The 15,403-nt window shown below is 68.1% G+C and carries 15 protein-coding genes; 9 read left to right on the top strand and 6 right to left on the bottom strand.

Annotated features, from left to right (window positions below; all coding sequences use genetic code 11):
- Positions 1–2: 2 nt before the first annotated feature.
- From GON09_RS08810 to GON09_RS08795, 4 genes are read right to left on the bottom strand one after another with little or no spacing between them, the layout of a single operon-like run.
- Positions 3–752, bottom strand: coding sequence for an enoyl-CoA hydratase/isomerase family protein (locus tag GON09_RS08810; RefSeq protein ID WP_213931467.1), 750 nt, complete (start codon positions 750–752; stop codon positions 3–5).
- Complete coding sequence (locus tag GON09_RS08805; RefSeq protein ID WP_213931466.1) at positions 749–2,140, bottom strand: amidase; 1,392 nt, start codon at positions 2,138–2,140, stop codon at positions 749–751. Before GON09_RS08805 ends, GON09_RS08810 begins: the two co-directional genes overlap by 4 nt.
- Positions 2,133–2,894 carry an SDR family NAD(P)-dependent oxidoreductase gene (locus tag GON09_RS08800; RefSeq protein ID WP_213931465.1) on the bottom strand — a complete coding sequence of 254 codons (762 nt, stop codon included), beginning with the start codon at positions 2,892–2,894 and terminating at the stop codon, positions 2,133–2,135. Before GON09_RS08800 ends, GON09_RS08805 begins: the two co-directional genes overlap by 8 nt.
- 49 nt (positions 2,895–2,943) lie before the next feature.
- Complete coding sequence (locus tag GON09_RS08795) at positions 2,944–5,349, bottom strand: alpha/beta fold hydrolase (RefSeq protein WP_213931464.1); 2,406 nt, start codon at positions 5,347–5,349, stop codon at positions 2,944–2,946.
- A 181-nt stretch (positions 5,350–5,530) separates the two neighbouring features.
- Here GON09_RS08795 and GON09_RS08790 point away from each other — a divergent pair, with 181 nt between their 5' ends.
- From GON09_RS08790 to GON09_RS08755, 8 genes are all read left to right on the top strand, one after another.
- Positions 5,531–6,148, top strand: coding sequence for a TetR/AcrR family transcriptional regulator (locus GON09_RS08790; RefSeq protein WP_213931463.1), 618 nt, complete (start codon positions 5,531–5,533; stop codon positions 6,146–6,148).
- A 262-nt stretch (positions 6,149–6,410) separates the two neighbouring features.
- Complete coding sequence (locus GON09_RS08785; protein WP_307854343.1) at positions 6,411–6,926, top strand: dimethylamine monooxygenase subunit DmmA family protein; 516 nt, start codon at positions 6,411–6,413, stop codon at positions 6,924–6,926.
- A complete protein-coding gene (locus GON09_RS08780; protein WP_213931462.1) occupies positions 6,923–7,918 on the top strand; it encodes a PDR/VanB family oxidoreductase in 996 nt (331 codons plus the stop codon). The genes GON09_RS08785 and GON09_RS08780 overlap by 4 nt, the downstream gene beginning before the upstream one ends.
- Positions 7,915–8,940: a heme-dependent oxidative N-demethylase family protein gene (locus GON09_RS08775; RefSeq protein WP_213931461.1), complete on the top strand. Its 1,026-nt coding sequence runs from the start codon at positions 7,915–7,917 to the stop codon at positions 8,938–8,940. The genes GON09_RS08780 and GON09_RS08775 overlap by 4 nt, the downstream gene beginning before the upstream one ends.
- Positions 8,941–9,064: 124 nt before the next feature.
- Positions 9,065–10,282: a winged helix DNA-binding domain-containing protein gene (locus GON09_RS08770; protein ID WP_213931460.1), complete on the top strand. Its 1,218-nt coding sequence runs from the start codon at positions 9,065–9,067 to the stop codon at positions 10,280–10,282.
- Between the two features lie 9 nt (positions 10,283–10,291).
- Positions 10,292–10,897 (top strand): GNAT family N-acetyltransferase, encoded by a 606-nt coding sequence (locus tag GON09_RS08765; protein WP_213931459.1) that lies wholly within the window; start codon positions 10,292–10,294, stop codon positions 10,895–10,897.
- A gap of 106 nt (positions 10,898–11,003) precedes the next feature.
- The gene (locus tag GON09_RS08760; protein WP_213931458.1) at positions 11,004–11,531 is read left to right on the top strand and encodes a flavodoxin family protein; all 528 of its coding nucleotides are present in this window, start codon (positions 11,004–11,006) and stop codon (positions 11,529–11,531) included.
- On the top strand, positions 11,528–11,953 hold the full coding sequence (locus GON09_RS08755) for a hypothetical protein (protein WP_213931457.1): 426 nt from the start codon (positions 11,528–11,530) through the stop codon (positions 11,951–11,953). The genes GON09_RS08760 and GON09_RS08755 overlap by 4 nt, the downstream gene beginning before the upstream one ends.
- 27 nt (positions 11,954–11,980) lie before the next feature.
- Here the strand turns inward: GON09_RS08755 and thiD are convergent, their stop codons facing one another.
- Positions 11,981–12,772 carry a bifunctional hydroxymethylpyrimidine kinase/phosphomethylpyrimidine kinase gene (gene thiD / locus GON09_RS08750; protein WP_213931456.1) on the bottom strand — a complete coding sequence of 264 codons (792 nt, stop codon included), beginning with the start codon at positions 12,770–12,772 and terminating at the stop codon, positions 11,981–11,983.
- A gap of 123 nt (positions 12,773–12,895) precedes the next feature.
- Here thiD and GON09_RS08745 point away from each other — a divergent pair, with 123 nt between their 5' ends.
- Positions 12,896–14,887, top strand: a complete 1,992-nt coding sequence (locus GON09_RS08745; protein WP_213931455.1) for an alpha/beta hydrolase family protein — start codon at positions 12,896–12,898, stop codon at positions 14,885–14,887.
- A 32-nt stretch (positions 14,888–14,919) separates the two neighbouring features.
- Here the strand turns inward: GON09_RS08745 and GON09_RS08740 are convergent, their stop codons facing one another.
- Positions 14,920–15,294, bottom strand: coding sequence for a YtxH domain-containing protein (locus GON09_RS08740; protein ID WP_213931454.1), 375 nt, complete (start codon positions 15,292–15,294; stop codon positions 14,920–14,922).
- Positions 15,295–15,403 lie beyond the last annotated feature (109 nt).

The raw sequence follows: 15,403 nt of genomic DNA, 5'->3' as shown, positions 1-15,403 counted from the left end.
GGTCAGGAGGCGGGAGTGCCGTGGCGTTCGGAGGCCGCAGCGACGGCGGCGTGCCGATCGGGACTGTCCATCAACCGGATCCGGGTTCCCTGCCATTCGACGTCGTCGTAACGACCTTCGTCGAGGTGGTGGAGCAGGAATCGGGTCGCGGCGAGAGCGTCCCGGGGAAGGCCGGCGAGTCGCTCGGCGAGCGTCAGCGCGTGTTCGCGGGGATCACCGTCGGCGGTATGGGTGACCAGTTCGCTGCGGAGTGCGTCGTCGGCGTCGAAACGTTCGGCGAGGACCAGCAGCCGGGTGATCGTGGTGCGGGGGAGCACCGAGTGGATCCGGCGGATCGATGCCGGGTTGTAGAGCAGGCCGAGCTCGACCGCCGGGACACGGAACCACGCCTTCGGCCCCGCGATCCGGACGTCACACGAGGTCGCCAGCTCCACGCCGGCACCCACGCATGCTCCGTCCACGACCGCGACCACCGGAACCGCGCTGTTCCGAATCGCCGAGCATGCGTCCTCGAGGTCCCGGTCGTAGTCGAGGTCCGCGGACGTCCCGGTCAGGTCTGCGAAATCCGCGCCGGCACAGAACACCCGGTCCGAACTCGTCAGCACCACTGCACGGACGTCCTCCGGAAGATCGGTGAAGACCTGCCGGATCTCGGTCAGCAGAGCGCGCGACAATGCGTTCCGGCGTTCTGCGCGGTCGAGTACGACCTCGAGTACGGATCCGTGCCGACGGCGGTCGAGCCCGGCGCTCACGGTACGGGCTCCGGTTCGCGGGCCTCCACGTCCGCCCAACGCTCACGCACCGGTGCGTAGTCGAAAGCGAGTGCGGATTCGAGGGATTCGGCGAGGTTCAGCAGATCGGCGTCGCGTCCCCGCGCCGCCACGAGCTGGGCACCGATCGGCAATCCTTCCGACGTCCCGGCCGGCAGAGTGATCGCCGGGGTGGCGGCCACATTGAACGGGGACGTGAACGGGAAGGCACCCCACAGCCAGTCCACCTTCTCACCGTCGATGGTCTTCGGACGCTGGTCGTGCGGGAACGCGACCGTCGCCACCGTCGGGGTGAGAATCGCATCGAAACGATGCAGGAAGGCATCGATGCGCCGCCGGAAGTCGGGCAGGGCCTGGCGGGCGATGGCCACGTCCGCACTGCTCAACCGCATCGCGGCGCGTAGGCTCGCCTGCTCGTACGGGGTGAGCAGCTCCGGGTGGTCGAGCAGGTGGGCCCGTTCGCGGAGTTCGTCGTCGAGCACGAGGGGGCCGAAGATCTCGTTCCACCCCTGGATCGGGATGTCGGTCTCGACGACGTCGTGACCGAGATCGGACAGAGTCGCCGCGACCGACTCCAGCGTGCGGACGATCGCCGGATCGACGGGACGGCCGTCCGGGCGGGGGCAGAAGGCGATCCGCCGGTTCGGCACCGCGGCACGGGCGAAGCTCGTCTCGGCGAGAACCTCGGTCATGATGCGGGCATCGTCCACCGTCCAGGCGAGCGGCCCGGCCGTGACGAAATCGGTCATCGCGCGGAATCCGCGCTCGTCCGCGCACAGACCCGTGGTGGGCTTGTAACCGACGAGTCCGCTGAAGGCGGCGGGGATCCGGATGGAACCGCCGCCGTCGGAGCCGAGTGCGATGGTCGCGAGTCCGGCGCCGACCGAGGCCGCGGCGCCACCACTCGAACCGCCCGGGGTGCGGGACGGATCCCACGGATTGCCGGTCTCGGGTCCGAGCAGATTGTCGCTGGTGGCGGACTGGCAGAACTCGGGCACGCTGGTCTTGCCGGGCATCACCGATCCCGCCGCGCGCAGCCGGGCGACGGCCCCGGAGTCCGATCGCGCGACTCGACCGCGCTGGGTGAGCGACCCGAGTCCGGTCTCGGTGTCGGCGAGGTGGAAGGCGTCCTTGACGGACACCGGGACCCCGAGGAGCGGTGCGCGTTCCCCGCGACGGTAGCGTTCGGCCGCCTCGGCGGCCTGCAGCCGCGCCAGATCGGCCGTGACGGTCACATACGCGCGCGCTTCCGGATCGAACCGGTCGATGCGGTCGAGGACCTGTTCGGTGACGTCGATCGGGTTCAGGTCGCCGCGCGCGTAGGCGTCGGTGAGGTCCCTGACGGGCAGGTGCAACGGGTTGTCAGCCATGCGGATGCACCCCACCGCTGATGCCGTAGACCTCACCGGTGACGTAACCGGCGTCGGGTCCGGCGAGGAACGAGACGAGGCCGGCGACGTCCTCGGGGCGGCCGACCCGGCCGACGAGGGAGCGGTTCTCCGCGTAGCCGGAGAAGAACTCGTCCGGGTAGATCTTGCGGAGGAAGTCGTTGTAGATCAGGCCCGGGGTGATGGCGTTGACGCGGATGCCGTGCTTGCCGTTCTCGGCGGCGGCGACACGGGTGAGGGCGAGGACACCGGCCTTGGCGGCGGAGTAGGCGGCACCGTGCTCGGTGCTGGTCTCGTAGGCGGCGATCGAGCTGATGTTGACGATCGCGCCGGAGTTGTTCTTCTGCATCACCGGAAGCGCGTAACGCATGGTGTAGAAGGTGCCGTTGAGGTCGACGTCGAGGCAGCGCTTCCAGGTCTCCGAGGACATCTCGGCGACGGGCTCGATCTTGCTCCAGCCGGCGTTGTTGACGAGAACGTCGAGTCGGCCCTTCTTCGAGGCGATCTCGGACACGACGGCTTCGACACGGGCCTCGTCGGTGACGTCGAGGACGTAGCTGTCGAAGTCGCGTCCGTGGTCGGCGGCAAGCTTCGCGGCGAGTTCCTGACTGCGGCGCTCGTGGACGTCGGTGATGACGACATCGAAACCGTCTGCGGCGAGGCGGGTGGCGATCGCGGCGCCGATCCCTGCGCCCGCGGCGGCAGTGACGAGGGCGGTGGGGCGTTCTTGCATCATGGAGCCTTTCGAAGAGCGGTGTACTGGAAGTTCTCGGTCGCAGCGCTTCTCAGGAGAGGAGCCCGCGCAGGGTGTCGATCGACTGTTCGGGCTGGTCGACGAGCATCAGGTGTCCTGCACCGGTGATCTCGGAGTAGGTGGCGTGCTCGATCGCACCGAGGATGATGTCCGCAGCCTTCTTCGGGCAGAAGGTGTCGTGATCGGCACCGACGATCGCGACCTCGGTCTCGCGCCCGATCCGGGCCAGCTCGGGGGTGAGCGGCGAATCGACCAGTCCGGCCATCGCGGTGGACGCGTTGATGTACCCCTGCGCCCCGCCGACAGCGTCGAGGCGGAATTCCGTGACGGCGTCGAGATCGGAGTCCGGGTTGTGCAGCGCAGCAGCGGTATCGGCGCGCAGGGCAGCGCGCTGCTCCTCGGCGTCGGTGCCGCGGAAGAGTTCGATTCGACCGGCGTAGAAGCCTGCGGCCCCGCGACCGACGACGCTCGAGGTGCCCAGTGCGACGACCTTCGTCACGAGATCGGGGCGCACGGCCGCGGCGGAAAGGACGACGGTGCCGCCGAGAGAGAAGCCGACGCAGATCGCGGGACCGGTGATCTCCTCGAGGAAGGCGATCAGATCGTCGCGCAGCTGGGCGAGGGTGCCCTCGGGTGAGCCGACGGTGGTGCGTCCGTGCCCACGGAGGTCGTAGGCATAGGTGGCCACCGGCAGCCCGGCCTCCTGGACGGCGCGCCAGCTGCGGTGGTCCTCGGCGAGTCCGTGGATCAGCACGACCGCGGGACCCTCGCCGGCGCGGGTGTAGGTCACGTCGATGTCGCGGAGCGTGACGGTCTGCGTCGTGAGGTCGACGGTGTTGCTGGTCATATCTTCTCCTGACGAGATCAGTTCTCTGAGAACGTTCTTGCGGATCTTCCCGGCGGGGGTCTCCGGCATGGCGGACAGAATGCGGATCGATTCCGGCCACAACCGCCGCGGCACGTCGCGATCCGCGAGCCATCCGACGAGTTCGTCGAGGGTCGGGGCTGTGCCGAGCGGCTGGATCACCGCGCAGATGCGTTCTCCGAGCCGTTCGTCGGGGCTGCCGACGACTGCCACGCGCGCGATCTGCGGGTGCCCGGAGATCGCGTTCTCGATCTCGACGGGAGAGATGTTGACGCCGCCGCGGATGATGAGGTCCTTGAGGCGTCCGGTCAGGCGCAGGTAGCCGTTGTCGTCCACGATTCCTGTGTCGCCGGTGCGGAACCAGCCGTCGGCGGTGAACGAGTCGCGGTAGAGCTGCTCCTGCCCGATGTAACCGAGGAACAGCGACGGGGTGCGCATGACGATCTCGCCGTCGGTCCCGCGCGGTGCAAGCGTGCCGTCCTCGCGGACGACCTCGAGGGTGACGCCCGGCATCACTTTGCCACAGGTGTACGCGACGAGCTCGGTGGAGTCGTCCGGGAGGCTCGAGGTCGCACCGCCCTCGCTCATCGCCCAGATCGCTGCGATGCGGGTGTCGGGCATCTCCTCCTGCCCCAGCTCGATGAGGCTCGGGGCGACGGGAGCGCCGCCGCACAGGAAGATCCGCATACCGGACAGCTTCGGGGTGGCGGAATCCCATGCGGCATCGACGATGTCCTTGAGGAAAGGAGTCGCGGCCACGGTGATCTCGCACCTGTGCTGCTCCACGAGTTCGAGCGCGCGGTGCGGGTCCCAGGCGTCCTGGAGGATCAGGGCCGCACCGGTCATCAGCGACATTCGGGCGCCGTGCCAGAAGCCCGTGCTGTGCCCGAGTGGGGACGGCATGAAGATCGGACGCTCACCGGAGATTTCGTAGCGGTCGATGACCATCCGGTTGTAGGCGCTCAGGCTCGCCTCGGAATGCGCGATCGCCTTCGACTTCCCGGTGGTGCTCGACGAGAACAGCACGTGCACGAGATCGTCGGGGTAGGCGGGGATCGTCGCCGGCGGGCCGTCGAAGCTGCGCCAGGTGCGGGCGCCGTCGTCACCGTCGACCAGAAGGATCTGCACCTCGCGTCCGAGTTCTTTTGCGAGGATCTCGGATTCGGAGACGAAATCGCGGCCGCGATGCGAGTGGGGGAGGATGACGGCCTTCGCGCCGACGAGATTCGCGGTGTAGGCGATGGATCGGGGATCCGTGGTCACCGGCAGGGTCCCGGCGATCATCTCGCCGCGGACGACTCCGAGATAGGCGGCCATCCACTCGGTCCAGTTCGGCATGCAGACGATCACCATGTCGCCTTCGCCCAGACCGCGTGCGGCGAGTTCGCGTTCGATGTCGGCGGCCAGTTCCCACAGTTCGGCGCGGGTCAGGGAGCGTCCCCGGTCGTCGCGGACGGCGAGGGCGTGGGGGTCGCTGTCGAGGTGCCCGAGGAACAGGTCGAGGGGAGTCCGGGCGCCGGCGACGTGGCCGCCCGGCGCTGCGGTGGCGAGTGTGGTTGCACGGGAATTCACAGGGACTCCGTTCGATGGAAACCGATGAAAGAAGAAAGGCGCTGCGGGATCGGCGCGATGTTGTTGAGAACGATTCTGGGGGAGTAACGTGGCTCACGTCAAGAGAGTGACGTCGCTTTTTTGTTAACTCTGATGACGATCGTGTTGACCGGTTACGATTCGCGCAACGAAAGGGGGGGGCATGCCGCACCTACCGAACACCACCAAGGGGCGTCGCACCCGCACCAAACTGCTGGAAGCGGCCCGTGCAGTCTTCGCCCGCGACGGATACGTCGGCGCCACGATGAGTGGTGTGGCGACGGAAGCGGGAATGTCGCTCGGCGGGTTGTACAGGTACTTCAGCGACAAGGAGGATCTGTTCTCCGCGCTGATCGCCGACACGCACGACGATTTGTTCCGTGCCAGCGGCGCAACCGAGCACCGCATCGAGGACGACCCGTATCAGGCGCTGCTCGACGCGAACACCGGCTATCTGACGCATTACTACGACAACCGCGACATCATGCGCACGCTGGTCGAGGCGGCGAACGTCGATCCGCAGTTCCGGCAGTTCTGGTGGCAGATGCGCAATCGGCACATCGACCGCTTCACCACCGTCCTGCGGCTCAAATGCGGGATGGACGAGGTCGACGGTGTCGACATCAGAGGCATGGTCGAAGCCGTGGCGTGCATGGTGGAGCAGTCGGCATACGTCTGGTACGCGCAGGAGGATATGCAGGCCGCGCCCATGCCTCTCGAGCATGCTGCGCAGATCGTGACACGTATCTGGCACCGGACGTTCTTCGCACCGGAGAGCTGACGAATTCTTCGATCCGGCCGCGGACCTCGGTGTCGGCGGCCCGAACGTCGTGCCCTCGAGAGGGATCGGTTACATGCGTTAACCGCGTGGCAACCCATTGCTGTGTTTCTTCCCATTACTGTCTGTTTCACACCAGCGATCGGTAGTCGCCCCACCCGGCGTGTCCGCGCCAGTCCTCCCGAGGAGCTCTCATGCCCGAGATCGCCCCCATCACAACCGTTTTCCCGATGTTTCCCGGATACCGGAAGGCGCAGGTGATCGCGTGAGCGTCTGCATGGACACCACCAGCGTCCCGAGGTGGGACGAGGAACGGCGCATCGCCGGCGGTGGTCGCTACGTGACCGTCCTGTCCTTCGGTGACGCCGCCCTCGAGCAGGCTCGCAGTCTCGTGTCGTCCTTCGGTGGTCGGCGCGTCGACTGGATCCGACTTCCGGCGGAATGGGGCGACACGGCCGCGCAGATCCTGGAACGGCAGGCGACCGCCGCTCGCGTGGGGTGGCGCCTCGTGCTGGTCGGGCCGGAATCGGCGATGCTGGCGGCGCGTTCGTCGGCCGTGACGGCAGGACTACTCGACGACGAGATCCTTCCCGTGCCCGTGGATTCGGCGACGCGCACCGTCTACTGCGCGCACTGCCACTCCACCCATCTCGCCGCCGTCGCGATCGGGCAGTGCACCACCTGCCCGACCTGCGCCTCGGAACTCGTCGTCTACCACCATGTCTCCCGCCTGCACGGCGCCTATCTCGGGTTTGCGGCCGACGCGGAGGAACGCCGATGACCCTGACGTCCGACATATCGGTAGGGAACCCGGCTGCCGGAGCGGAACTGCGACTGACGGTCACCGACACGATCGAGCTGACGCCCACCGTCCGGCACGTCCGCCTCGCGGAACCTTCCGGTCGCGCACTTCCGTCCTTCACGCCCGGTAGCCACATCGTCGTCACGTGCGGTACCGGACCGGACGGGCGGCCGCGGCGCAACTCGTACTCCCTCACCGGTCCCGCCTTCGAACCCGACCACTACGCGATCTCGGTGCGGCTGGAGGAATCCGGGCGCGGTGGGTCGCAGTGGATCCACGACCTGCGAGTCGGCGACCGCGTCTCGATCGGCACACCCCGCAGCGCCTTCGCACCGGTTCTCACGGCCCGGCACCATCTGCTGGTCGCGGGTGGCATCGGGATCACTCCGATCCTGTCCCACGTCCGGGCCGCCGTGCAGTGGGACCGGTCGTTCGAGGTGCACTACGTCTTCAGGGGCGGCGACGGTGCCCACCTCGACGAACTGCAGCAGCTGTGCGGCAACGGACTCCACCTCCACACCCGGCGGGACGAATTCCGGGAACGAATGGGGGCTGTCCTGTCGAACCAGCCGATCGGTACCCACCTGTACGCGTGCGGTCCCGCGAGCCTGATCGACGAGCTGACCGAACAGGCGCGTGGTGCGGGGTGGCCCGACGCGCGTGTGCACTACGAGCACTTCGGAATCGGAGACCTCGAGCCAGGAGAACCGTTCACCGCCCACCTGGCGCGCCGCGACGTCGACGTCCACGTCGAGTCGGGCGTGAGCCTGCTCGAGGCGCTGGAGAGTCGAGGGATCGCGGTTCCGAACCTGTGTCGCCAGGGCGTGTGCGGCGAGTGCCGGCTGCCGGTGGTGGACGGAGTGGTCGACCATCGCGATCTGTACCTGAGTGCCGCGGAGAAGGAGGCGGGAGAGTGCCTCATGCCGTGCGTCTCCCGCGCGACCGGATCACGATTGGAGTTGGATCTGTGAGCACCACACTCGATCTCACCGTCCGGGACGCCAGCATCGAATTGCCCGATCGGATCACACGTTTCCCCTTCCCCTTCGTCCGCGACACCTATCGCTACAGCACCAACGTCGAACCCGCCGGAAGTCACGTGGAGACCGCTGCGGGTGGTTGGGGCCGGCATCCCGTCGACATCGACGGTCACTATTTCGACGAGCTCGCCGAACGGGAGCGCATCCTCGCCGCGGATTCCACCCGATTCCAGTCGCTGCCCCACATGGAGATCGCCCAATGGAACGCGATGGTCACGCTCATGCAGATGCTCGTCGACGCCTACCCGCAGACCTTCGTGCTCGAACAGGACGGTGCGACAAGGCGATTCGTCAACCGCGCGCTCGGCGTCGAACAAGCCTTCGTCTTCGGCGATCGGTCGACGCTGCCCGAGCCGCCCCTGCGCTTCATCGGCAGGCACATCCAGGAGGACGTCGTCCTGCTCGACCAGCGCGAAGATGCTCTCTGGGGTGACGCCGGCCTGGTCACCTTCGCGGCCGACTGGTCGCTGCGCTTCGACGTCGGCATGAGTTTCCTCCAGATCCACGGTCCGGTTCCGCGTGTCCACGTCGAAGGAGTGATCCCGCGCGCCCAGCATTTCCTCATGGGATTGCAGGCGGGGCAGCGTTACCGACGGACGAACTGGTCGCTCAGCGTCGACCGCAGGCTCGACCAATCCACCGAGACCTATCCCGAATGGGGACGGGACCGGCGCCTGCTCGCCGAGGGTCCGCTCGAGGACGTCGGACGACGGCTGTACCTCCGGGTCGAGGTCCAGCACCTCGTGCGCCTCGGAGTCTCCGGCGCGATCATGTTCCTCATCCGCTCGCACCTGCTGTCGTTCGAGGACATCGCTCGGGTGCCGGAATGGTCGGAACGTCTCCACCGGGTCCTCGACGAACTCCCCGAGGACATGGCCGAGTACAAGGGCATCACCCGTACACGCGGTCCGGGGCTGCGCTGGTTGCGCACGTACGGGGGTGTCCGCCCCTGAACGCGGAACGAAGGGGAGGTTGTGTGCGGAAATTCCGAAGGACACGCACACGACCTCCCCGCAGTTGTCGGTTCGGCTCGTCGGTCGCTCTCCCGAGTCGGACGTCGCATCTACGATGTCGGCCATGGCTGTGCGCAGGATCGACGCAACCGAACGCCGAGCACGACTTGCCGCCAGGCACCGCCTGCATCCCGATCATCGCGCGTCCGACGCGGTCGACGCCGCGACCAGCATGATGTGCCTGCACGGTACCGACCCGGCCAGCGTCTACCTGTCGGCCTGGGCCCGGGTCGACGACTTCGCCACGGCCGACCTCGACCGGGCTCTCTACGCCGATCGGTCGCTGGTGAAGCACATGGCCATGCGGAGGACCGTCTTCGTCGTGCCACGCGCGATCCTGCCGGTCGTGCAGGCGGGCGCGAGCGCGCGGGTCGCAGCGGCGCAACGTCGGCAGGTGGTCAAGGACGTCGAGAAGGCCGGGCTGCACGGCGACGGTGAGCAGTGGCTCGACGAGGTGAGTGGCCATGTGCTGCGGGCGCTGTCCGAGGGCCGCGAAGCGACGTCCAGCGAATTGCGCGCGGAGATCCCGCTTCTCGACGCGAGCATCGACTACGGGATCGGGAAGTCGTGGGGCGGCAAGGTACCGTTCGCTCCGCGCGTGCTCACCGTGCTCTCGGCCGAAGGAAAAGTGGTACGGGCATCCAACAAGGGGTCGTGGCGCGTGTCGCGCCCCACCTGGACGTCGACGGAGTCGTGGCTCGGCGCCGGGATCGAGCCGTGCGACGAAGCCGACGGCGTGCGCGCCCTCGTGGAATCGTGGCTGCGGGTGTTCGGTCCGGGCACCGAGGCCGACATCAAGTGGTGGCTCGGCTCCACACTCACGGCCGTGCGCGCAGCCCTCGCCGACCTCGACGTGGTGCAAGTCGATCTCGACGGCCGTCCCGGATACCTCCTGTCCGATGACACGGAGGAACCCGCTCCCGTCGAACCGTGGGGAGTACTGCTGCCGGCCCTGGACCCGACCGTGATGGGGTGGGCCGAACGAGAGTGGTATCTCGGGCCGTACAAGGACGACCTGTTCGATTCGAACGGCAACGCCGGGCCCACAGCGTGGTGGGACGGACGGATCGTCGGCACGTGGTGGCAGACCGATTCCGGATCCGTCGAACTGCATCTGCTCGAGGACATCGGTGCCGACGGCCGGGTGGTGCTCGAACAGGAGTCGGCACGACTCGACGAGTGGCTCGGGGGAGTGAAGGTTATGGCCAGATTCCCGACACCTCTCGCACAAGAGCTCGCGGGGGCGACGGAGGGCAAGCCTTCGCGCAGGTCTTCGTCGTAGGCTGCGCACATGGCTGCTGAACCGAGAACCGCCACGCGCCGCGACATTCCGGCCTTCGCTCCGGTGATCGCCGAGGCCTTCTTCGACGATCCGGTCTTCACGTGGATGTTTCCGGACGAACAGCACCGCATCCGGCGCATGACCCGTTTCTTCGCCGCCGACGCTCGGCACCACATGGTGCCGTTGGGCGCCACCGACATCGCCGAGTCCGGCGGGGTCGTCGGAGGCGCGGCGATGTGGGCGCCGCCCGGACGATGGCGTACCGATGTGTGGACATCGCTCCGCCTGCTGCCCGGCTTCTACGCAGCGCTCGGACGGAACATGGGGCGAGGAGGTCAGGTCGAGCGAACGCTCGACGCAGCGCACCCGGACGAACCGCACTGGTACCTGTCGACGATCGGTACCTCACGCGCTGCGCGCGGGAGCGGCTTCGGCACAACGCTCATGAACGCCGGCCTCGCCCGTGCCGACGCCGAACACGCTCCCGCCTATCTCGAATCGAGCAAGGAGTCGAACATCCCGTACTACGAGCGGTTCGGGTTCGAGGTCACCCACGAGATCGTCGTCCCCGACGGCGGGCCGACGCTGTGGGGCATGTGGCGGCAACCGCGCTGACCACCAGCGAGGACGCCGGTGTTCGCCGGATTCCTTCGGCGGATCGGTCACGTCGACCTAGCATGAACACACACGTGCGGGCACGAATCCTCGAGGAGCGTCCGACATGCAGGTACTCGTGGTCTACGAATCGATGTACGGCAACACCCGGCACGTCGCCGAAGCGATTGCCCGGGGAATGGACGGACTCGCCTCCACCGAGGTGGTGGCCGCGTCCGACGCCGGCGACAAGAATCCGTCCGACTACGACCTGATCGTCGTCGGTGGACCCACCCACGTCCACGGTATGAGCCGACCGAGCACCCGGCACGGGGCAGCGGAGGCCGCAGACCGACCGGACAGCGAACTCGAACTCGAACCCGACGCCGAAAGCGACGGCGTCCGCGAGTGGCTCGCGTCGCTCGGCGAAGCGTCGGGTGCGGCTGCGGCATTCGACACCCGCCTCGACGCGTCTCCGATGCTCACCGGCCGCGCCTCGAAGACGATCGGGAAGAAGCTGCGGAGGCTGGGCTTCACGCTCGCCGCGGAACCGGAAAGTTTCCTCGTCGACAAACAGACTGCCCTCGAACCCGGCGAGGCGGAACGCGCCGGTCGGTGGGGACGAGCGCTCCTCGAAGCCGAGTCCGGTCGGTGAGTGCCCCGGAGCGGTCCTCGGTCGGGCGCCGGACAGGCTACCTCGTCGGCATCGTTGTCAACGCGGTGCTGCTGTACCTGATCAACGGCCGGCCCGGATGGGACGAGGTGCCCTTCCTCACCGCGGACACCACCCGCGTCCTCGGGTGGGTGAATGCCTCGATCCTCGCCGGTGTCGTCACCAACGCCGTCTACCTCGTTGCCGACCCGCCACGGTGGAAAGCCCTCGGCGATCTGGTGGTGAACGCCATCGGGCTCTACGCCCTCGTACGGATCTGGCAGGTGTTCCCGTTCGACTTCCCCGACGACGGATCGGTGCCGTGGGACCTGATCGCCCGGACCGTGCTGGTGGTGGCCATCGTCGGGACGATCATCGCCATGATCGTCGCGGTGGTTCGACTCGTGACCGGTCGGTGGAGGTGAGGGTCCGCGAGTCCGTGCTGCACAGGATCAGGCGCCCTGCCAGACGGTGTCGAACGGGGTGTTGGCGGACACTCGCGCCTTGATACCCGCCGTGACGAAATCCTTCGCTCGTGCCGCGGCGTCGGCCACGGACGCGCCCTTCGCCAGTTCGGCGGTGATCGCGGCGGCGAGGGTGCAGCCCGCACCGGACACCCGCTCGTTGCCGACCTTCGGCGCAGTCAGGAAAGTGACCTCCGTGCCGTCGAACAGCACGTCCACCGCGTCCTCGCCGTCGAGTTCGACGCCGCCCTTCGCCACGACGTACTTCGGACCGAGGTCGTGGATGCGACGTGCAGCCTCGACCAGGTCGTCGACCGAGGTGATCTCGTCCATCCCGGACAGAGTGCGTGCTTCGAACAGGTTCGGGGTGACGACCGTGGCGTGGGGGAGGACCTGCGCGCGCAGCGCGTTGTCGGTGTCGAGCGCGGCGCCGGCTTCCTGGCCCTTGCAGATCAGCACCGGGTCGAGCACGACGTGCCGCCAGCTCTGCTGCTCCAGCCCCTCGGCGACCACGTCGATCGTGGCGGGCGTGCCCAGCATGCCGATCTTCACGACGTCCAGGTCGTGGGCGGAGGTGGCCGCCTCGATCTGCTCCGCGATGACCTCGGCGGGGACGGGGAAGAAGCGGTGCCCCCAGTTGTTCTTCGGATCGAACGAGACGATGCAGGTCGTGGTGCCCACCCCGTACACGCCGAGTTGCTGGAACGTCTTGAGGTCGACCTGCAGACCGGCGCCACCGGTCGCTTCCGAGCCGGCGATGACGTATGCGAGGTCGACCATGTGGGTGCTCCGTTCGGACTGGGAGACGACGTTCCGCGGGATTCACCCGCCGAACGACCAGGTTACAGACGGACCCGATGCCACCTTCGGACCGCCCACCGTAGCCCCCGATATCGTCCGAGGATGACCGCTTTCGACGAGCTCGACGACTACCTGGCACTCCCGCGGGTCAGCTCGCTCACGATGTCCCCGGACGGAACCCGGTTGGTGATCACGCAGTCGGCGCTCGACGACAGGGCCGCCTCGTACGTCGGTGCGCTGTGGGAGGTGGATCCCGAAGGCCGTGCCCCGGCGCGCCGCCTCACGCACGGCAGCACGGGAGAGTCGAATCCGACGTTCACCTCGACCGGCGACCTGTTGTTCACCGCCGCTCGCGGCAAGGACGATCCACCGGTGTCGTTGTGGCGCCTGCCCGCGGTGGGCGGGGAAGCCGAGCAGTTCGCATCCCGTAAGGGCGGATTCGCGTCCGTGCATGCCGCGTCCGGCGCCGACCGGATCCTGCTCACGGGGTCCGTCCTGGGGCACAGCGACTCGGACGACGAACGGATCCGCGACGCCCGCAAGGACGGGGACGTCACCGCTGTCCTGCACACGGGCTATCCCGTGCGCTACTGGGATCACGACCTCGGACCGGACCAACCGCATCTGCTCGTCCCGGACGGCAGCGGCGGCTGCACCGATCTCACGCCGGGAATCCGAGGTTCCCTGCGCGACGCCCACATCGACATCGCTGCGGACGGCACGTTCGCCGCCGTCACCTGGGTGGTCCCCGGTCCGCGCGCTTCGCGCCGCGTCACCGTCGTGCGGATCGATCTCGGCACCGGCCTGCGCACCCCGCTCGTCGACGACGAGACCGGCGACGCGACACATCCGTCGATCTCCCGGGACGGAAACAAGCTCGCCTATCTGCACGAGTCGATCAGCGACGCCGAGAACCCGCCGCAGGTGACCGTCCGCGTCCTCGACATCGCCACGGGAACCACCAGCATCGAATCCCGCGAATGGGACAGGCGTCCCACCTCGGTGACCTGGCTGCCCGACGGTTCCGGGCTCGTGCTCACCGCCGACGATCACGGACGCGCACCGGTCTTCGTCCAGCGCCTCGGGGGCAGCCGGCCCGACCGCGTCACCGCGGACGACGCCGCGTACACCCACGTCCGCCTCGCGCCCGACGGCAGCCGCGCGTACGCACTGAGAGCCTCGTACGACGCGCCGCCGCATCCCGTGCGCATCGACCTGACCGGGCCCGACACCGGCACCGTCACGCCGCTGCCCGCTCCTGCTGCGCTCCCGGAACTGCCGGGCCGTCTCGTGGAACTGACCACCGAGGCCGCGGACGGCACGTCGGTGCGGGCATGGTTCGCGCTCCCGCACACGGCATCCGCCGCCGACCCGGCACCGCTGCTGCTGTGGGTGCACGGCGGTCCGCTGAGCAGCTGGAACACCTGGTCGTGGCGCTGGAATCCGTGGCTTCTCGTCGCCCGCGGCTATGCGGTACTGCTACCGGACCCCGCACTGTCCACCGGATACGGCGACGCCTTCATCCGGCGAGGCTGGGGACGCTGGGGACGCGAACCGTACACCGACCTGATGGCCATCACCGACGCGGCTGTCGCGCGGGACGACATCGACGAGGACCGCACCGCGGTGATGGGTGGATCGTTCGGCGGATATCTGGCCAACTGGATCGCCGGTCATACCGACCGGTTCCGGGCAGTCGTCACCCACGCAGGTCTGTGGGCGCTGGACCAGTTCACCCCGACCACCGACGTGGCCTGGTATTGGCAACGGGAGATGACCCCGGAGATGGCCGTCGAGAACTCACCGCACCTGTTCGTCGCCGACATCGTCACGCCCGTGCTCGTCATCCACGGCGACAAGGACTATCGCGTCCCCATCGGCGAAGCGCTGCGTCTCTGGTACGAGCTGCTCGACGAATCGGGGCTGCCCGCCGAGGACGACGGCACCACCGTCCACCGCTTCCTGTATTTCCCGTCCGAGAACCACTGGGTGCTGCAGCCGCAGCATTCCAAGATCTGGTACCGCACGGTCGAAGCATTCCTGTCGGAGCACGTGCTCGGCCGCCCGCTCGACCTGCCGGACGAGCTGGGCTGACCGAGCACGTCTGCCGGGGTGTCGACCGTCTGTTACGCAGGTGGACGCGGCTGGTCGCCCGGTGACGCGGGCGGACGGGTGGGCTCGTCGGTGGCCGGTGTCGATTCGCTCGTCGACGAACCGGTGTGCGTCGCCGCGTGTTGGCCCGATCCGCTCTGACCGCGGTGGGTGACCTTCTCGGCGAGACCGCCGACCGTCTCCTGGAGGTGTGGTGCCTTCTCCTTCACGACGGTGGCCGCTTCCGTCACCTTGTCCTGTACGGCAGGTATGACCTTGTCCTGTACCGCCGGGTTGTGCCACAGCTCGTTCGAACGTCCCCGCATCTTGTCGTACGTCTCGCGGCCCGCCCGGGTCCCCGCGACGAATCCCGCAGCTGCACCTGCAGCGAAGATCAATGCCCGCATCATGACGGTGTCCTCCGTCCTGTCAGTTCGGCGTCCGCGCATTCGGCCGCCCGGCAATGCGATACCCGATCGGGGACCGAGCCACACCCTCCGGTCGTGGCCCCTGTCCAGG

The sequence above is a fragment of the Rhodococcus sp. B50 genome (genome assembly GCF_013602415.1).
Classification (GTDB): domain Bacteria; phylum Actinomycetota; class Actinomycetes; order Mycobacteriales; family Mycobacteriaceae; genus Rhodococcus.
Note: the sequence above shows the minus strand (reverse complement) of the source record. Positions and strands in the feature narration are given on the sequence as shown.

Bases quoted from the DNA above. Each gene is read 5' to 3' on its own strand.
- GON09_RS08805 (WP_213931466.1), bottom strand. From the start codon at position 2,140: ATGGCTGACAACCCGTTGCACCTGCCCGTCAGGGACCTCACCGACGCC.
- GON09_RS08800 (WP_213931465.1), bottom strand. From the start codon at position 2,894: ATGATGCAAGAACGCCCCACCGCCCTCGTCACTGCCGCCGCGGGCGCA.
- GON09_RS08790 (WP_213931463.1), top strand. From the start codon at position 5,531: ATGCCGCACCTACCGAACACCACCAAGGGGCGTCGCACCCGCACCAAA.
- GON09_RS08780 (WP_213931462.1), top strand. From the start codon at position 6,923: ATGACCCTGACGTCCGACATATCGGTAGGGAACCCGGCTGCCGGAGCG.
- GON09_RS08770 (WP_213931460.1), top strand. From the start codon at position 9,065: ATGGCTGTGCGCAGGATCGACGCAACCGAACGCCGAGCACGACTTGCC.
- GON09_RS08765 (WP_213931459.1), top strand. From the start codon at position 10,292: ATGGCTGCTGAACCGAGAACCGCCACGCGCCGCGACATTCCGGCCTTC.
- GON09_RS08760 (WP_213931458.1), top strand. From the start codon at position 11,004: ATGCAGGTACTCGTGGTCTACGAATCGATGTACGGCAACACCCGGCAC.
- thiD (WP_213931456.1), bottom strand. From the start codon at position 12,772: ATGGTCGACCTCGCATACGTCATCGCCGGCTCGGAAGCGACCGGTGGC.
- GON09_RS08745 (WP_213931455.1), top strand. From the start codon at position 12,896: ATGACCGCTTTCGACGAGCTCGACGACTACCTGGCACTCCCGCGGGTC.
- GON09_RS08740 (WP_213931454.1), bottom strand. From the start codon at position 15,294: ATGATGCGGGCATTGATCTTCGCTGCAGGTGCAGCTGCGGGATTCGTC.